The sequence below is a fragment of the Virgibacillus flavescens genome (genome assembly GCF_050574275.1).
Lineage (GTDB): Bacteria > Bacillota > Bacilli > Bacillales > Amphibacillaceae > Virgibacillus_F > Virgibacillus_F flavescens.
This window is the reverse complement of the sequence record NZ_CP192260.1, coordinates 1,342,075-1,360,838: the sequence shown is the minus strand read 5'-3', so window position 1 is coordinate 1,360,838 and position 18,764 is coordinate 1,342,075. Positions and strand designations below refer to the sequence as shown.

The following is an 18,764-nucleotide window of genomic DNA, read 5'->3' as shown; positions in this document are numbered from 1 at the left end:
CGGGACAGAAGAACCGTCCCCCTTGTCCCTCTATGCTACTTCTGATTCGTCCTTCGTAATTTTCGAACTTGCTTTCCACCCTATCGCGAATAGTCCACCAAGTATAACCAATATCAAGCCAGTTACTAGCGCATTAGATTCTACTAATCGGATTAAGTTCCCGAGCACAATTCCTACTGCTCCGAAGTCTGCGTCTCCAAATGTCGTACCTTCGAATCCTAATGACCCCAATACTGGTAACAATAATGCTGGAAGGAAACTAATTAGGGCACCATTAGCCATCGCGCCAAATATTGCTCCTCTGCGCCCACCAGTTGCATTCCCAAATACCCCAGCAGCCGCACCAGTAAAGAAGTGTGGCACTAATCCTGGCACAATAACTTTAAGTCCTAATAAAGGAAGGAAAAACATACTAATTAATCCAGCTATAAAGCTAAACAGGAAGCCAATAATTACAGCGTTACCTGCGAACGGAAATATCGCCGGGCAATCTAGTGCTGGTTTTGCATTTGGCACAACTTTATCAGCGATACCTTTAAACGCTGGGACAATTTCCCCTAATAACATCCGTACACCAGCGAGAATTATATAAACCCCAGCTGCGAAAGTTAAACCTTGCATAAATGCGAAGACAAGAAAGTTCTGCCCTCCACTTAATTCGGATTGAACAAAAGCCGGTCCAGCAAATGCAGCGACAACAAAGAACAGAATGACCATTGTTAATGAAACTGCTACAGATGTGTCACGTAAAAAGCCGAGTGACTTAGGAACTTTAATTTCTTCTGTTGATTTCGAGTTTTTACCTACAGCTTTTCCTACTAATGCGGAAACAAGATACCCTACAGAACCAAAGTGTCCAACGGCAAAATCATCTGATCCTGTAATTTTTCTTGTAAATGGCTGGAGCATTGCAGGAGATAATACCATTAACGATCCAAGAATAATGGATCCAAGAATGACCATCGTTAATCCAGTAATACCGCCAGTAGTCAAGATAACCGCGATTAAGCATGCCATAAACATCGTATGATGCCCTGTTAAAAATATATACTTAAATGGCGTGAACCTTGCTAATACAATATTTACAACCATACCGAACAGCATAATCATCGCTGTTTCCGTTCCAAAAGCTTCCTGCGACAGTGCTACAATTGCTTCATTGTTAGGAATAACTCCGTCAATTGCGAAAGCTTCGTTGAACATGCTGCTGAACTGTCCAAGTGATTGAACAATTACCGCCGCACCGGCGCCAAGAATAACAAAGCCCATTATTGTTTTTAGTGTACCTGAAATAACGTCTGCAATGTTTTTCTTTTGAAATAGTAGACCGAATAAAGCAAACAGACCTACTAAAATCGCCGGAGTTCCTAAAATATCTTTCATGATTAAGTCAATCATCGCTATCCCTCCTTCGTCTTATTAAAAATTCTTTTCAAGCGTCTCCCGAAGTTCTTTTTTATCCATTATGTTTTGAAGCTTTGCAATATTTCTAGTACCATCTTCTAAATGCTCGACAATATCCTCAGCACCCAAATACAAATCAGCTGATTCAGTCTTAGCAGTTGATAAATCGGTATGCGAAACCTCCGCATCTTTCCCCATATCCTTAAGAATTGCTTTCACATTCATTTCCACGATCATACTGCTTCCTAATCCATTTCCACATACAACTAGTACTTTTTTCATTTTAAATTCCTCCTGATTTTTACTGATTAATTAATGCCAGAACATCTTGTTTGTTTTTTGAATCTATTAAGTGCTGAACATTTTCTTCATTTGATAACATTTCCGTAAGTTGTGACAACGCTTTGAGATGTGATTGATTATCAGTGGCAGCTAATACAATTATTAGTTGCGCACGGTGTTTTTCTTTATCTGAAAAATAAACAGGTTCTGTTAACCGCAATAAACTCATCCCTACTCGCTCAACCCCAGTTTCTGGACGAGCGTGCGGCAGCGCAATATTTGGCGCAATGACAATATATGGACCTAAATCTTTCACATTATCAATCATTGCCTCTATATATCCTTCTTTGATAACCTGTTCGGCTAGTAATGGTTGGGCTGCTAGTTTAATTGCCTCCTCCCAATTGGAGACACGTTCTTCTAATTGAATCGTTTTTTCGGTAAGTAATTCTTTGAGCATTGGCTTCTTTAGCTCCTTTATGTGAGTTATGTCCTCGTTCCCCATATTCTGGAGAGCGTGTTTTAATCCTTTTGGATCATGAACAGTTGCATAGTTGCCGATAATGCTGAGCATCTTATCTACTTCACTTTTTTCCTCGTATTCCTGCCTAAACAGCTCGTTTACCTTTTGGAGAATTTGCTGTTTATCCGTATTGGATAATATAGCTGGTACATGGATAATCGGTATTTCATTTTCTTTTATACGACTTGTCGAAAAAATAACATCCGCATCCATAACATTCGAATGATACTCACGTAACGATTGAATCGTGACCACTTCTAACCCAGCTACCAGGCTTTCAAGTTGTGTCTTTAACATATTGGACGTACCAATTCCGTTTTGACAAACAATAATCGCTCGAAATTTATAATCGACCTGTTTATTTTCCCTGCGCAGCCAGCCGCCAAAGTGTAATGCGATATAAGCAACTTCTTCTTCTGGAACAGATCTGCCTACATAGTACTCCATATGGATCATTACTCGTTTAGTAAAATGAAAAATTTCCGGATAATTCTTCTTTATATTCGGCACCAAGTGGTTCAACGTCTTTACATTATATTTCAAGCGATAGTACATCGGCTTAATATGCGCCATAAGATTAACTTCAAGACCTTTTCTGTCATCAAAAATGACACATGCATACGTCTGAAAATCAGCTATCATTCGCTGAATCACTTGTTGAAGCCCTGTTTTTTCACGTTCTGAGTCTTGGCTGAAATTATCTCGGTGGACCTTAAGACCAAGTAAGTTCATCGTTAAAAAGCTAACTTCATTCTCCGGAATTTCAATAGTAAAGAGAACAGATAACCTTTGTATTAATATCTCAGCCGCCTGATAATGTTGCGTCTCCTCGAGCGCCATCTTCTCTTCCGCATCAATTTCTACATATTGCTTAGCAACTACCCTTTTCACAATTATCCGCAATTCCAATGCCAGCATCTCAACCATTTCATCGGTAAACGTAAGAAAAAGTTCGTTTTCCGTTTTAACGATTAACTGCGTAATTTTTTCGCGATCCGGTATTTTAGAATCCTCTTCACTTGTAGGAATCTGCCCTAGCATATTATAAATTTTGGTTCGGATGGTCACCCATTCTTTATTTAACATGATCGTGGACAGCAGATTGGAAAGTAATTTTCGCTTATCCTCTTCTGCTCCGGTCACGTGATACCCGTCTGACCTGGAATATTCAAGCTGTAATTTATGTTCTTCTAGTTGTTCTTTTACTTTTTGTAAATCCTTAACAATCGTACCTCTGCTCATTTGGGTTACGGATATAAAGGATTTCATTGTCAGATTTGATTCCTCTGTTAATAACTTTACAATGATCAATAATTTGCGTTCATTATCAGAGAATTGATAGAGTTGCTCCTCAGCTACCTGATATCCCTTCAGGTTTATCTTCGCTTTCGAGGCATCCGATAACCAATAACCCTGCCCGTGAATATTCTCTATTGGCTCAAGCTTCTGAGAAGTGAGCCAATCATTAATTTGCTGCAAATCATAATAAACGGTCCGTTGAGAAATCCCTAATTTTTCGACCAATTGTTTCGCATGAATCGGTTTACTCGATTGTTGAATAACGGATAACAGATGTGCACGTCTTTTATCCAAAATCATGGAAGGACCCTCCTTCAAAAGAGTCAAATTTGCAAATATAGATATAGGAGTAGGTTAGTCACTCTATACAATACAGTATAATGCTTTATTAGAAGGATTGTAAGGGGATTCACTATACATAAATTGTAGTGGGTGAATTTGCAAAAATGTACAGTTGGTGTTCGAAAGGGACAAAGGGACGGTTCTTCTGTCCCCCTGGGACAGAAGAACCGTCCCTTTGTCCCTCAAACCAAAAAGAAGCCACTCACACGTGTGAGTGGCTTCCAAAGTTAAAACTATTACTTTAATTTCTTTTGAAGTGCGTCTTTAACATCTTGACTAACTGCAGTGTCGCCACCTAATACGGTAACTGAATTCACATTATGAGTATAGTTATACTTAGTCAAATATGCTTCCACTTCGTTTGGTAATTTATCTGGTCCTACAAGTAATAGAAGACCATTTTTCTGTGTTACAAGTGGTGCTGCTGCAAGTGCATCTGGATAGTCCATACCACTAGCGGCAAATAATTTATCTGAGCTGACGTCAAACTCTTTAAGGATTTCAACCAATGTTCCATAACGATTGGCTCCACCCAGACGAGTTACAGACAATGCAACTTTATCCGCTTCTGCTAAAACTTCTTCAGGTACGGCAGTTTCCCCACCTAATACGTAAACATCTTCATCTTCAAGTACTTTAGATGTTTCTTCAGATATGTCTTTACCGTTAGTTAATACGATTGGCATACCTTTTTCACCAGCTACAGAAGCTGCACTTAACGCATCAGCGTAAGTTTGACCAGTTGCAAGGAATACTCCGTTGCCAGTCATTCCTAAGTCTTGAAGTTCTTTCACGATCGCTAAGTTAGTTTCGTAACGATTGGCACCAGCTAAACGTTCAATATTATCTGAAGAAATACTAATCGTATTTAATCGATTGACAACAGAAGCTTTCACCGCTGTTTCTCCACCGACGATATAAACATTTTTAGCACCTAAGCGCTCAATTTCATTTAATGCTTTATCCGATAATTCACCATTTGCTCTAACTGGAATAATTGGAGCATCGAATTGTGATGCTAATGGTCCAGCAGACAAAGCATCCGGGAAGTCATAACCAGTTGTAACTACAACCGTATCAGCTCCACCTTCAGGATACATTTCGTGTGAAGCAGCAATTGCTGTCTCTTCACGGTCAGCTCCTGATACTACGTTGATAATGTCTCCGTCTACTGTGATAGGCACTAAGGATAATACTTCATCCGTCTTAGCATCTAACAAATAAACAGCAGCAATGCTATCTTCAGAAGATTCCGGTGTTGTAATCGAAACATCTGTAGTCATTGATTCGCCTACATGCAACGTTTTAGTTGCATCAGCATCTACACTACCTTTACCTTCTTCACCAGGAGATAATACACTGAACTCACTAACAGCAAGATCTACTGTAGTAGTCGGGTTTGCAGTTGCAAATCCTTCAATTTCAATGGTATATGTTCCATCTGGTAATGATGATACTGAGAATTTCTCATCAGATGATGCACCAGCTGAGTATGTTACTATATCACCAGCTTCATTCTTAAGGTACAAATCTACGTCGTCAGTTGCAACAGTCGGATTCGACGTTTGAACAGATAGTGAAACATTATTTTTCACTTTAATTTCCTGCTTGTAATACTGATTATTACCAGGAACTTCTACTTCCTTAGTGGTTGACTCTGTTCCGCTAAATGGAACACCAACTACTTTAACGTCTTTCGTATCCTTTAAGTAGTTTGTGAATGAAACAGATTTCGTAACTTCTTTAGAATCTGTTTTACCCAAATCAATTTTACCTGGAGCAGCAACCACATCTTGTGCAATGGCTTCTAATTGATACTTGTTCATCACTTTTCCTTCAACTGGATCAGAAGTACCGTATACATGAACTTCCCATACACCAGCTTTTGGAGAAGGGACAACAACGTCATGCGATTTTAGCCCTTCTGCACCGTAACCTGCATAGCCAGCAAACTCATTGTACTCTTCAATACCATCAGGACCGAAAGCGATTATGCGTACACGTCCTTGATATTCGTCATTCTCAACTAATGCGCTAAGAGAGAAACGAATTTCACTAACGCCAGATTCTACATCAAATGTGTATCCTTTTGTTTGAGAAGATTGTACTTCGTCAGTAACACTGAAACGGTGATCGTTTTCAGTTGTGAATTCGTAACCAGTAACAATTGTTTGAGCTGAACGAGCTTCAACATAAGAAGTTGATGCATCATCAAACACTAATGTTCCAGCGTTCACACCAGTTACTAGCTTATCTTTGTCATAAGAAACTGTGATTAACTGACTCTCACCCGCTGCTAAACTTAGACTAGAAACAGATGGTGTAAACCAATCCTCAGAAGCTTTTACAGAAAGATTCTTCGCTTCGTCAGTTGGGTTTTCCACTAATACTTCAACTGTTTCAGGAATGTCTTTGTTTCGTACATATAAACCAGGGCCGCCTGATACTTTTTCGCCGTGGAATACAGTTACTTCAACTTTTTTAACAACTGCATCATTGTTAGCTTTTAAGTACTCGTAAGCAGCTGGGACATTAATTAATCCGCCACCTTGCTGAGCACGATTATAACCTTCAATTGGGTCAGCTGTTTGAACTAGTGCTTCTTTTGCTAATTCAGTGTTAAATGGTACGCGATCTTTTAATGCAGCAGATTTTAATAGTGCAACTGCACCTGCAACATAAGGTGATGACATACTAGTTCCTTGCATTACTACATATGGTCCCATGTGAACAGGATGTGCAGCGAATGCAGAACCTGGCGCTACGATTTCTGGCTTCTGATCACCAATTTCATTTGGTCCAACAGAAGAGAAGTACCATAGTCCATTGCCTTCTTTAGGCGTTCCATCTTCATTTTTCCCGTAAGGGTACGAATTATATTCTTTCGCCCAGTTATCAGCATCAATAGAAGCACCCACAGTGATGTTTGAATCAACGTCTCCTGGAGATCCTACAGTGTCAATCCCTGGTCCAGCATTACCAGCTGAAGTAACAAAAGAAATATCAAATTTGTTTGTTAGTAATGTCATTAGTTCTCCATAAGAACCAGTTCCATCATTTAAGTCCGGAGATGAACCAAGACTTAAGTTAGCAATATCAACGTCAAATCCGCCTTCAGATTCTGGCAGTGCTGCGTCAACCATCGCAGTTTGAATACTCCAATTAAAAGCTCCGCCTTCTTCCTGGAATACACGCAGACCAACAAGTTCAGCTCCAGGAGCAACACCTTGTCCTGCAACGGCGCCAAATTCATTTTCTACTAGTGGTCCATCTGCTGCTGTAATACCAGCAACGTGAGATCCATGACCATTTAGGTCTGTGTAAAGGTTTACTAGTTTAATACCAGCGCCTAAGAAATCGCGGGTTAAGTCATTTACCCGGAAGTTTGCACCTACTGTATCGTTTGATAAATCATAATCAAATGTACCAGCCTCATCGTTTGAATACGCTGTTTCATCTGTAAAATCGTTATCAGCGTCAGTATCAATATATACTTGATCATCAGCGAGTAATACAGAGAAGTTATCACGTTCTCCTACTAACTTATCATCTTCATCCTTATACGGCACACCATCACCGTTAAGGTCTGCATCCGCTTCAAATGCAGTTTCACCATAATACAAAGTATCATCTGCTGCATCAATATTCGTAGTGTTGAATGAAACATCACCTGATTCCTTTGAAACAGTGATAGAATCTCCTTCTTCATGACCTCCATCAAATAGTACGTCACCTTCAGAAAGTTCATTTGTCGAATCATCTAAGAAATCTTTGTATCTATCTTCTATCGGATAAGCTAATCTGCGGCTAGAGATAGTATAATCCCCAACCCCAACAATTTTAGACTCACCATATTTTCTAGTTTGCTCAAAATCTTCAGGCTTCTCTGTGAATGATTCGTGACCAGCATCAGGACCTGAGTCGATAATACCAACTCTTACGCCAGAACCATCATACTTCTTATGGAATTCTGTTACGCCTGTTTCCGGATGTGTTTCAATTTGCTCTGGTGTTACTACAGCGTCCTTTTTAACCTCATTTTGTCCTTCGACATTAAGTTCTTCAGGATCGACTTTATCCAGCTGAACTTTTTCATTTTTCCCAACCGTTGTTACGCCATCCATGTCTATTACGTCATAGATTTTATTTGTTGGTACATCAGCTAAATAAACGTAATTCTTATGGTTTATTTTAACTTCAACACCTAATTTTGTTAATTGTTTGGATACATTTGTTTCTCCGTCACCGACGATAATCAATTCCTGAACCGCTTCTTCACTATTTGCAAGCGACGTTACCTCTGACAAATTTGTCAGACGTGACAATTTTGTTTTTTCCAATTGATGATTTGCAGTCTTTAAAGCTGCGCTTGCCTCAAGCGGGCTGTATGTAGAAACACCAGCAAATGATGAAGCAACAATTGCAGAACTTGCAATTACCGACAGTGCCTTTTTCTTAAATGCATGCTTTTTACGAACCAAATGTGTGACCTCCCCAAATTTTTCTTCCTGTAAAAAAACCCCTTTAACTCATCCCCTTTTTTTACATTTTTTGCAAAGTATTGCCAATTAATAGTTTAGTAGAATAATTCATTTAAGTCAATTTATTTTTTAAAAATTGTGTGTAATTAGCCAATTTAAATAAAAGAAACCCTAGTGCACCACTAGGGTTTCGCTAATTTAACTATTTTTAATTTATTAAATATGAATCTATTTTCCATGCAAGTTCTATACTTATTGCTTCAGTTCCACCGGTGATTTTATAATTTTCACTAGAAAATAACTGAATACTATTTTGCAAAGCTTCTTCATGTCTATTATCCACCAAAATAACCGGACTGCTCGTCTTAGCAGCAAGCGGAGCAACTGCTAAAGCATCAGGAAATGTCGAACCAGTTGAAAAATAGAGAGAATTTGTTTCACTCTCACCAAAAAATTTATGAATCTGATAATTTGTATCGTATCTGTTAATGCCGGCAATTCGAAGTGGTGCAGGCAGTTTATTCTCTACTATATTGGATATCGCAGTCTCTCCTCCAACTAGATACGACTTTGTGATTCCCTGATTTTCAATATAGTTACTCACCGTTTCAGGCAGAGTATCTTGCCGTGTATACAAAATTGGATATTTGTAGATACCGCTGTATGGAGCTGCAGACAATGCATCAGGAAATTTTTCACCTGATACGACAAACGCTTTATTCGATTCATAGGGAATTGCTTCGTTCACCGCAATGGAAGTTTCATAGCGATTAGCTCCCTGTAATCGATGAGTTGTATAACCTATCGTATCAATTTCACCCTCCAGCTGGTTTGATACCGCGGATTCTCCACCTATAATAATCACGTCCGAGGGGCTTAGCCGGTTAAGTTCATTCACTAAGTTATCAGATAAATAATCCCTATTAACTAGTAATATCGGGCTGTCCAGGTATGTAGCTAATGGAGCTGCAGATAAACTGTCCGGAAATTGATTCGCTGTCGCAACGATTACAAACTTTCCTGTTACATCGTCTTCATTTAATTTAATAGATTTAGTTGATAGATTATTCCATCCATACTGCGAAATTTCAATAGCGGTATCAATCGAAGTTGCTCCATGCAGCCGATTATTCGTTTTCACTTGTTCGAATGCCTGCAGAGCGTTTATTACTCCATTGCCTAGGTCATATTCGCCATCGATCGCTGACGAAGACTTCTTTATTATTTCCATCACTTGCATACTCGATAAATAAGGAGCGTCTTTCATTAACATGCCTGCCAACGAACTGACAATCCCTGTCGACATGCTTGTCCCTTCCATCTGTTTATAGCCACCGTCCATCCACGTACTTAACAAATTTGTACCTGGTGCAGCAACGTCGATAAATGAACCATAGTTAGAAAAAGAAGCCTTTTGATTCGTTCCAGTATCAACACTTCCAACAGCTAAAACAGGATCGTAAGCAGCAGGATAAATAACGTTATTTGCATTTTTATTACCCGCCGCCGCTACGACAAGTACATCGTTTTCGACCGCAAACTCTACTGCTTCTTTGAGCGATTTACTGCTGTCGTTCGAACCGAGACTCAAATTAATAATATCGGCACCGTGTTCGACTGCATAGTTAATACCTAGAATTACGTCAGACGTGTACCCTTCATTGTCCTCGAGAACTTTAATCGGCATTAGCTTTACACCTTTTGCAAGCGATGCAACCCCTACTTGATTATCTGTGACAGCACCGATTAAACCGGCTACATGTGTTCCATGACCATCTAAATCAACTGGGTATTCATCTGGATTTATTATGTTTTTCCCATTTACTAGATTACTTTCTAAATCTGGGTGATCAAGGTCAGCTCCTGAGTCAATTACAGCAACAGTGATTTGCCTTTTCGCGTCATATTGTTCCCATGCCGCAGCTGCATGTATCGAGTCAAACATTTCCTTTTGATTCACATACTTTTCATCATTCGGAATAGTTGCCTGTCCATACACCTTATGATCTACCTCTATGTATTCGATAGCAGGATTAGACTTCATGGAACGGATCGTACTGTTAACTTTCTGCTTATCAACCGAAATGGCATCAATAGGAATCGAGGTATCAGCACTTACTCGTTTACTCGATTTAAGCGAGACCCCTTCCTTATATTTTACAATCAGCTTAACTTCCTCATCCGCAAACGACACATTGGGATTTAAACTGACAACTAAAAAAGCGAATAGAACCGGAATAATAAATTTAACCAAACGCAACAATGAACACCTCTCTATGTTAAAAATATGTAGTTACTTCTCTTGATCGCCAATCTCAAATTGGTACTCTTGCTTAAACTTATCCTTATATGAAGAGGTTAGCCACATTTCTATCGTATACGTTCCCTCCTGCAATTTGGGCAATTTCACACTATTAGATAGTTTCTTTCCAGGAAGCACCTCTTTTTCAGACGTCACCTGCATAAACATTTTGCCTTTCGAGTAAACTTGAATTACCTTCCCAGTTTTATCTTTTAACCGAAAGTCATATTTTTGACTTGTTGAAAAAGGTAACGTTATCTTTTTGTCACTATCATTATGGATGGTATAGACTAGCCTCGATTCACTAGATGAAGAACCTTTCTCTAACTCAACCGTAGCATATACACCTTCCTTGTTTTCACTGCTTTTCACAGGTGTTTCCTCATTATTTTCGCTCTCTTTCTCGCCCTTAGAAGTCGGAACACTTTCCTGCTCTTTATTGCCAGTAAGGAGCACGACAATTATTACAAGTACTACAAGAACTGCCAGCGTACTGATAATTAGTTTTTTCAACGAATATTCTCCTTTAGACGCTTAGTTAACCAATAAATGTTAATAATCAGTATACCATAATTTGTTAGAATAATGGGAAATCTGGCGAAGGAATATTATACTTTTCAGGCAAAAAATTAGCGTATCCTTTAGATGTAAAGGATACGCCTTTTCTATTAAAAATAATTATAAAAATCTATCAATCTGCACATCTACTTATTCCAGCACACCATCGTTAACGGCACTTTCTCCTCCAAGAATAGTGAAGTCAGATATTTGTTTTTGTTCTATTATTTCGGCTATTTCTAAAGGAAGTCTATCTTTTCGAACTAATAATAATGGTGCGTTATTTTTTGCTGCTAAAATAGACCCGGTGAGTGCATCTGCAAACGAATATCCGGTAGCAACATACACCTTATCAGTAGAAAGGTTTAATTCCTTAATAATATTTACAGCTGTATCAAAGCGATTTATACCACTAATTCTATTAGCTGCAGGTATTTCAGCAGCAACTTCATTACTAATTGCTGCTGGTCCGCCAATTACGTACGTCTCTTCTTTACCTTCTAAAGCTTTTTTAGTCACGACCGGTAATGTATCCGGTTTACTCAATAGAATCGGATAACCTTGGGAAGCTGCGTAAGAGGCAATCGCGAGCGCATCCGGGTAATTAAATCCATCCGTTACTACCGCTTTCTTTGGCGCACCACCCATTCGTTCTGCTATTTTTGCAGCAGTTTCAAAACGGTTATCTCCTGCAATTCTTTCAGTTGTCATTCCTAGACCTCTCAAAGAATCTTCTACTTTAGCAGAAATCGCTCCAGGTCCTCCCAAAATAATTACTTTGCTAGTACCTAATCGCTTAAGTTCGCTTTTCGTTTCTTCTAATAGCTCCCCTTTACGAGTGAGCAAAATTGGAGCGTCCAACTGATAAGCCAATGGGGTTCCCGCAAGCGCATCTGGGAAATCATAACCTCTGGCTAATAATACCGTTTCCGCTGAGTCCCATCCACTATTAGAAATTTCCGTTGCAGTTGAAAAACGAGAGTCTCCTGCAATTCTTTCAATTGATTGACCCACCGTTTTCGCCTTGCTGGATGGTCCTGTAGTCCAATTATTTAATTCATCACCAGCCTCGATCTTAAACTGATACGTATGTCCTGGCAGCAAATTAGTAATCGTTACGTTTGTTTTCGAACCATCTACAGTCTCTATTAATTTCGAATCCTGGTAAATTCTATATTGAGAAACTCCTGCATTGTCCGAAGCTTCTGTCCAATGTAATGTTAATTCCTTTTCACCAACATCGGATACGGTTAGTTTTGCAGCTTCCGGCCAAGTCGGAGCTGTAATGTCCTTAACCTTCACTATGGTTGGCTCACTTATATTACCTGCAGCATCTGTCGCAGTAACGCTAAGTTCTTCTCCTGCTTTTCTTTTTGAAATAGTTAAAGCAAACTTTCCGTCCACATCTGCTTCAGTTGTTCCAATCTCTTTTTCCAAAATACTTACTGTAATTGTTGCTCCTGCTTCTGCTGAGCCAGTAACTTCAGTACTTTGATCCGTTACTTCCTCTATTTCCGGTTTAGCTGGGGCAGTTGCGTCGCTAACAATTACAACAGTTGGTTCGCTTACATTACCAGCTGCATCTGTAGCAATAACTTCTATTTTTTGACCAGCAGTTTGTTCTGAAATGTTAACCTCAAAACTTCCATCATTTGATACATCCGCTGTACCTAGTGTTCCATCTTGCCCAGTTACCGTTATAGAAGTTCCTGCTTCTGCTTCACCGGAAACAATTTTACTGTTATCGGTTATTTCATCTACGCTCGGTGAAGAAGGTTCAGTTACGTCTTCTACTGTTAGTTGCACTTTATCACTTTTATTTCCATCTTGATTAAACGATTGAACAAATAAAACTTTACCAGCAATTTGCTTTGGTATGTGAACTTCAAATGATCCATCCGCTTCGGATAGGTCAGAAGCTATTAATTTCTCTCCGTCGGACACCTTGACGTCTACACTTGGATCCGCTGTACCAGTTACCATTTCATCTTTATCACTTACATCATTAACTACTGGTGTAGTAAGCTTCGTTTCTGCAGTAATAACGGTTTGAACTGATTTATTACTGCTTCTATCAAACGCCTCAACTGCCATTTCATAACTAGACGCTGCTTTAAGTTCTGTAAACTTATATTCATTGTCTGACGACGAAATGGAATCAACATTTTCCCCATCAAGGTATATATTATATCCATCAAGATCGCTTTCGTTGTTCTTATCCCACGAAATATTGATAGTTGAAGCGCTTGTGTTATCTACTTTTAAACCAGCTACTTTAGCAGGCGCCATCGTATCAATAACACTAACTTCTTTAGTAGTCGAATATCCAAAGACATCTTTCATCGTAAAAGTCACTTTGTCCGCAGTTACATTTTCCAGAGGAACTCTAAATGTTCCGTAGTAACTGACATCTACTTTCTGATCCTCCACATACAGTTCTGTAACTGGAACAGTAGCTCCTTCTAGTATGATCTTTCCATCTTGCACGGTTAAATCTTCATTGTATATTTCAAGCGGAACATCCCATGCCTGGTTTGACACACTTGTCGAAGGTATGCGATTCGATCCACCTAAATGCATTACTGTTCCTGGCGAATTAGAGTAACTTCCGTAGTACACTCGTCTTGCATTTAGCGTACCGTTAATCGTAAGGTCTCCATAATTTCTTATCGTTCCAAACACGTATACGTCCCCAGTAATTGTTACATCCCCGTTAATCGTTAATTGGGATTCAGGACCAACGTATAAGTCTCCATCAATCGTTTTTTGTGTCCATGTTTCGTCATATGTAGTATAGGAGTGTGGTAATGGTTCTAATCCTAAGTCTGATGGGGGGATGACAGTAAAATTAAAATTATTACTAAACAACAGCTCCCCCGGATAATAAAATTCACTGTTTCCAGCTTTATCTTCAACAGATATAAAGTCAAATACCCATTGGCCTGCTTCATCAGTTTCTGTTACTATGTATTTCCCTTCCCACAGACCACTTGTAGCATTGTAATTTAGAAAGAAACCTTCTTCGCTGTTTCCTGAGGGGGAATCAAAGAATACCCCAACTGTGTCTACACCAGTATCACTATCTCTTACGTCTGCTTTCACTATAACCCTATCTCCTACTTCTACTTCTTTTGGACTCACCTCTAAACTCTCAACTACTGGTGGCTCTCCATCGCCAGTTGGATTTATTACCAGAAAGTCCAATGTATTAGTAGATTGAAGTTGTTGTGGATAATAAAATTTCCTGTTTCCTGCTTTATCCTCAACAGATATAAAATTAAATACCCACTTCCCCGCTTCATCTATTTCCGTTACTATATATTTCCCTTCCCACAGACCACTTGTAGCATTGTAATCCAGAAAAAAACCTTCTTCACTGTTTCCTGAGGGGGAATCAAAGAATACCCCAACTGTGTCTACTCCAGAATTACTATCTCTTACGTCTGCTTTCACTGTAACAGTATCGCCTACACTTACCTCATTTGGACTCACCTCCAAACTCTCAACTACTGGTGGCTCTCCATCGCCAGTTGGATTTATTACCAGAAAGTCCAATGTATTAGTAGATTGAAGTTGTTGTGGATAATAAAATTTCCTGTTTCCTGCTTTATCCTCAACAGATATAAAATTAAATACCCACTTCCCCGCTTCATCTGTTTCCGTTACTATATATTTCCCTTCCCACAGACCACTTGTAGCATTGTAATCCAGAAAAAAACCTTCTTCATTGTTTCCTGAGGGGGAATCAAAGAATACCCCAACTGTGTCTACTCCAGAATTACTATCTCTTACGTCTGCTTTCACTGTAACAGTATCGCCTACACTCACTTCATTTGGACTCACCTCCAAACTCTCAACGACCGGTGGCTCCCCATCACCATCCGCTAACACCACTAACGGCGTCGAGACTAAATTTACAACCATCACCAACAATATCATTAACGCCACTTGCTTTGATCTAACTAAACTATCTAATAACTTCTCCATAATTTTCCCCCAATATTCTATTAAACTAACTAATTCAAAATTATACCGTAAATCGAATAAATAAAGTAGTAGTAATTTATTTAATAATTTTCTTCAAATACACACAAAAAAACTCGGATTCGTAAAAAACCCGAGTTTCTCTCTATACCAACTACTCTTAAGGATTAATAACCCCAGCTGCTATCTTCGCTAACTCATCATCAACGTCGACAACATCCGCGCCGCCGAATAGGGTGAATTTACGAATATCACGTTGTACAATAGTATCTTCTATTGACTCTGTAACATTATTTTCTCTTACTAACAAAAGCGGAGAATTTTTCTTTGCTGCCAGAACTGAACCAGTCAAAGCATCAGCAAAGTTATAACCCGTTGCGACCATTGCTTCTTGATCACCAAAATCAAAGGTCTCAATAATTTCAGACGCCGTTTCGAAACGATTAGCGCCTGAAATCCTTTCAAAATCGCCAGGCAAATTCTTCGCGACTGATTCACTCACAGCATTTGGTCCGCCGATAACATAGGTTTTCGACTTCCCTTCTAATGCTTGCTTCGTAAAATCGGACGTTGAATCAGTTTTAGTTAACAATATCGGTATCCCATTTCTAGCAGCATATGGAGCAACCGCTAGTGAATCCGGATAAGAAAGACCAGTAGCGACAATTGCTTTATCCAAGTTGGAATCTAATTTATCCGCAATCAACTTCGCAGTTTCAAACCGGTCACTTCCACCAATTCGCTCAACCTCTTGAAGATTCATAGAATTTAGTTCAGCTTCCACCGCATTGCTGACTGCAGCTTCACTGCCTAATATAATTACCTTGTCAGCACCAAGTCTGTTAATCTCTTGTTTGGTTACTTCGGTTAAATGATCCGTACGTGTTAAGAGAATTGGAGCGTCGTACTTATACGCTAACGGTGCGCCTGCCAAAGCATCAGGAAAATCATATCCCTTTGCCAGTACGACAGTATCTGCACCATCTTGCCAACCAGATTTCGAAATTTCGACAGCAGTTGCAAAACGATCCGTACCGGAAACTCTGGAAGTAATCGGCTGGATTGCCCCTGAAGCTACATAACCTGTTCTGCCATCTTCTAGTTGGATTTCATAACGTACCCAATGACGTCCAGGTGATTGTTCAGATGTATCGTACTGAATTGTCCCTTCCAAAATCTCAGCTACATGTCTCTCTGGCAAAGGCGTATTACCTTGACCATTTTTCGTATCTCTTAAATTAGTACTTGCAACAGTGTAAACTTTATCGCCTTCAGCAAACAGCTGTCTGGATTCCGTTAGTGGTCCTGGAACCTGGTAATGCAGTTTGTTAAACTTCAATGCTGCACTGCCATCGTCACGATCATATTGAAAGTCTTCTCTACTAAATGGAAGATCTACTAATGAAATTCTATTGTTATACACCTCAATTGCTCTGAAAACTCTCTCCTGATAAGCTTCCTCATTTGTTGAACCATCACTTTTTAGCGTAGGGCTATTACTTTCAACAACGCCATTATATGCCATCACAGCAAAGTACCAGTTTTCAATAACATCTCTTGAGTTGCCATTAAACGTTGGAATAACCCCATCAATACCCAACTGCCACTTTTCATTCAAAATATCTAACCCTGTATTAATATTAAATTGGATATCACTCTTTAACCTATTATCATCATAACCACTATCCGTGACCTGCATAATACCTATTCCGCCGTCATCAGAAACATTTGGATCAGTTTGCGTAGCGTCATCCCACTGCTGCCAGTTTGATTCTTCAAAAGCCACCGCCTTAGCAACTTCTGGTGGAATACCATGCTCAATTGCACTTTCGGTTAACAGTTGATTAATTTCACTGCACGTAACCCTTGCTCCAGCCTCAGCACACGGATACGTTTCCGCTGCTAATAAGGATATTTTTTTTGCCGGTGACCCCACTGCAAGCGAATGCTGTGGAAAAAAGGCAACGATTAATACAACTACTAGTAAATTACCACATAATTTTTTCATTATTTCCCCCTGATTTAAGTATAATATTCTATTATTCTAACATTTCACAGTATAGATTAATAGGTTTATGGTACATTCTGGAATTAAATTCTTAGTTAATGAAAACCATTCTTAACTCAAGAAAAATTGCCACTCAACTATAAAAAGAACCAGACCTGAATTATGATATGTATCGTGGAAGGAAAATTAATGCCCAACTCGGGCTAGAAGTTATCCAAGTCGGGCCGGGGGACAGCGACTCGGGCGAGGACTCTAACAACCCGGGCCATGAGCAAAGCGACTCGGGCCGCGACTCTAACAACTCGGGCGAGGACACCGCCAACTCGGGCCGCGACTATTAGTCGGCCCGAGTCAGCAGTTTCCCCGCCCGAGTTACAGCACCCGTTGCCCGAACTGTAGCAGCTCCAGCAGAATGCATAGTATAGTTTATCTTACTTCCCCAACAACCGCTTAATCTCACCAATAACCCTATTCTGCTGCTCCTCAGTCATATTCGAACCAGAAGGCAGACACAACCCATCTTTAAATAACTGATCAGAAACACTAAAGCCTTCTTCATGCGGATAATATTCCACACCTTCAAACAGCGGCTGCAGGTGCATCGGCATCCATAACGGCCGCGCTTCAATGTTTTTCTCATCCAACGCTTCGATAATCTCACACCTTGAAATTCCTGCCTTTTCAGGGTCGACAGTCAAGACGGTTAACCATCTGTTCGATCTGGAATCTTCCAATTCAGGCATAAAGCAAAAACCAGGCGCATCAGCAAACGCTTCTCGATACGTTTCAAAAATCGCCCGACGCTTTTCTACGCGGTCGTCCAACACTTCTAACTGACCACGGCCAATCCCAGCCACAATATTACTCATTCGATAGTTATATCCAAGTTCACTGTGCTGATAATGCACGGTGGCATCCCGAGCCTGCGTCGCGAGGTACCTGGATTTCTTAATTGCTTCCACGTCGTTTGAGATAAGTGCTCCACCGCCAGATGTGGTAATAATTTTATTTCCGTTAAAAGAGAAAACCCCATACGTCCCAAACGTACCACTAGGTTGGCCTTTATACTTACTGCCAAGCGACTCTGCGGCATCCTCCACAATAGGCACGCCATATGAATCACAAATGTCTGCGATTTCATCCATCTTTGCACTTTGACCGTACAGATTTACTACGATTACAGCTTTAGGTAATTTCCCATCCGCTTTGGCATCGTCGAAAGCACGCTGCAAAGCAGCTGGAGACATATTCCATGAATCCATTTCCGAATCTATTAACACAGGAGTTGCACCTTGGTATAAAATTGGATTTACACTTGCTACAAAAGTGAAGGAAGAACAGAATACAGTATCCCTCGGTCCAACGTCCAGCAATCTTAACGCCAAGTGAATCGCTGCAGTTCCAGAAATAACGACAGCTGCATCTTCAATCGAGTTATATGCAGCAATTTCGCGCTCAAACGCGTCGACATTATTTCCAAGTGGCGCTATCCAATTTAAGTCGAATGCATCCTGAATATATTTTTGTTCATTTCCACTCATATGGGGAGATGAAAGAAAGATTTTCGAGTCCATTTTACCA

Annotated in this window: 9 protein-coding genes; all 9 read right to left on the bottom strand. The window is 39.8% G+C overall.

Features of this window, described 5'->3' with window-relative positions:
* Positions 1-30: 30 nt before the first annotated feature.
* The 9 genes from VBD025_RS06555 to VBD025_RS06515 all read right to left on the bottom strand — a co-directional run bounded on the left by VBD025_RS06555 (position 31) and on the right by VBD025_RS06515 (position 18,757).
* Positions 31-1,398 (bottom strand): PTS ascorbate transporter subunit IIC, encoded by a 1,368-nt coding sequence (locus tag VBD025_RS06555; protein ID WP_430790472.1) that lies wholly within the window; start codon positions 1,396-1,398, stop codon positions 31-33.
* Between the two features lie 21 nt (positions 1,399-1,419).
* Complete coding sequence (locus tag VBD025_RS06550; protein WP_430790470.1) at positions 1,420-1,686, bottom strand: PTS sugar transporter subunit IIB; 267 nt, start codon at positions 1,684-1,686, stop codon at positions 1,420-1,422.
* 19 nt (positions 1,687-1,705) lie between these two features.
* Positions 1,706-3,808 (bottom strand): BglG family transcription antiterminator, encoded by a 2,103-nt coding sequence (locus tag VBD025_RS06545; RefSeq protein ID WP_430790469.1) that lies wholly within the window; start codon positions 3,806-3,808, stop codon positions 1,706-1,708.
* A 278-nt stretch (positions 3,809-4,086) separates the two neighbouring features.
* On the bottom strand, positions 4,087-8,331 hold the full coding sequence (locus tag VBD025_RS06540) for a cell wall-binding repeat-containing protein (protein ID WP_430790467.1): 4,245 nt from the start codon (positions 8,329-8,331) through the stop codon (positions 4,087-4,089).
* 208 nt (positions 8,332-8,539) lie between these two features.
* On the bottom strand, positions 8,540-10,585 hold the full coding sequence (locus VBD025_RS06535) for a cell wall-binding repeat-containing protein (RefSeq protein ID WP_430790465.1): 2,046 nt from the start codon (positions 10,583-10,585) through the stop codon (positions 8,540-8,542).
* Positions 10,586-10,624: 39 nt separating this feature from the next.
* Positions 10,625-11,146: a BsuPI-related putative proteinase inhibitor gene (locus tag VBD025_RS06530; protein WP_430790463.1), complete on the bottom strand. Its 522-nt coding sequence runs from the start codon at positions 11,144-11,146 to the stop codon at positions 10,625-10,627.
* A 195-nt stretch (positions 11,147-11,341) separates the two neighbouring features.
* Complete coding sequence (locus tag VBD025_RS06525) at positions 11,342-15,178, bottom strand: cell wall-binding repeat-containing protein (protein ID WP_430790461.1); 3,837 nt, start codon at positions 15,176-15,178, stop codon at positions 11,342-11,344.
* Positions 15,179-15,335: 157 nt separating this feature from the next.
* Positions 15,336-17,183 carry a cell wall-binding repeat-containing protein gene (locus VBD025_RS06520; protein ID WP_430790459.1) on the bottom strand — a complete coding sequence of 616 codons (1,848 nt, stop codon included), beginning with the start codon at positions 17,181-17,183 and terminating at the stop codon, positions 15,336-15,338.
* 431 nt (positions 17,184-17,614) lie between these two features.
* A complete protein-coding gene (locus VBD025_RS06515; protein ID WP_430790457.1) occupies positions 17,615-18,757 on the bottom strand; it encodes a DegT/DnrJ/EryC1/StrS family aminotransferase in 1,143 nt (380 codons plus the stop codon).
* Between the last annotated feature and the right edge of the window lie 7 nt (positions 18,758-18,764).

Excerpts from the sequence above, each read along its gene's own strand:
- VBD025_RS06555 (WP_430790472.1), bottom strand. The coding sequence starts at position 1,398 with ATGATTGACTTAATCATGAAAGATATTTTAGGAACTCCGGCGATTTTA.
- VBD025_RS06550 (WP_430790470.1), bottom strand. The coding sequence starts at position 1,686 with ATGAAAAAAGTACTAGTTGTATGTGGAAATGGATTAGGAAGCAGTATG.
- VBD025_RS06545 (WP_430790469.1), bottom strand. The coding sequence starts at position 3,808 with ATGATTTTGGATAAAAGACGTGCACATCTGTTATCCGTTATTCAACAA.
- VBD025_RS06525 (WP_430790461.1), bottom strand. The coding sequence starts at position 15,178 with ATGGAGAAGTTATTAGATAGTTTAGTTAGATCAAAGCAAGTGGCGTTA.
- VBD025_RS06520 (WP_430790459.1), bottom strand. The coding sequence starts at position 17,183 with ATGAAAAAATTATGTGGTAATTTACTAGTAGTTGTATTAATCGTTGCC.
- VBD025_RS06515 (WP_430790457.1), bottom strand. The coding sequence starts at position 18,757 with ATGGACTCGAAAATCTTTCTTTCATCTCCCCATATGAGTGGAAATGAA.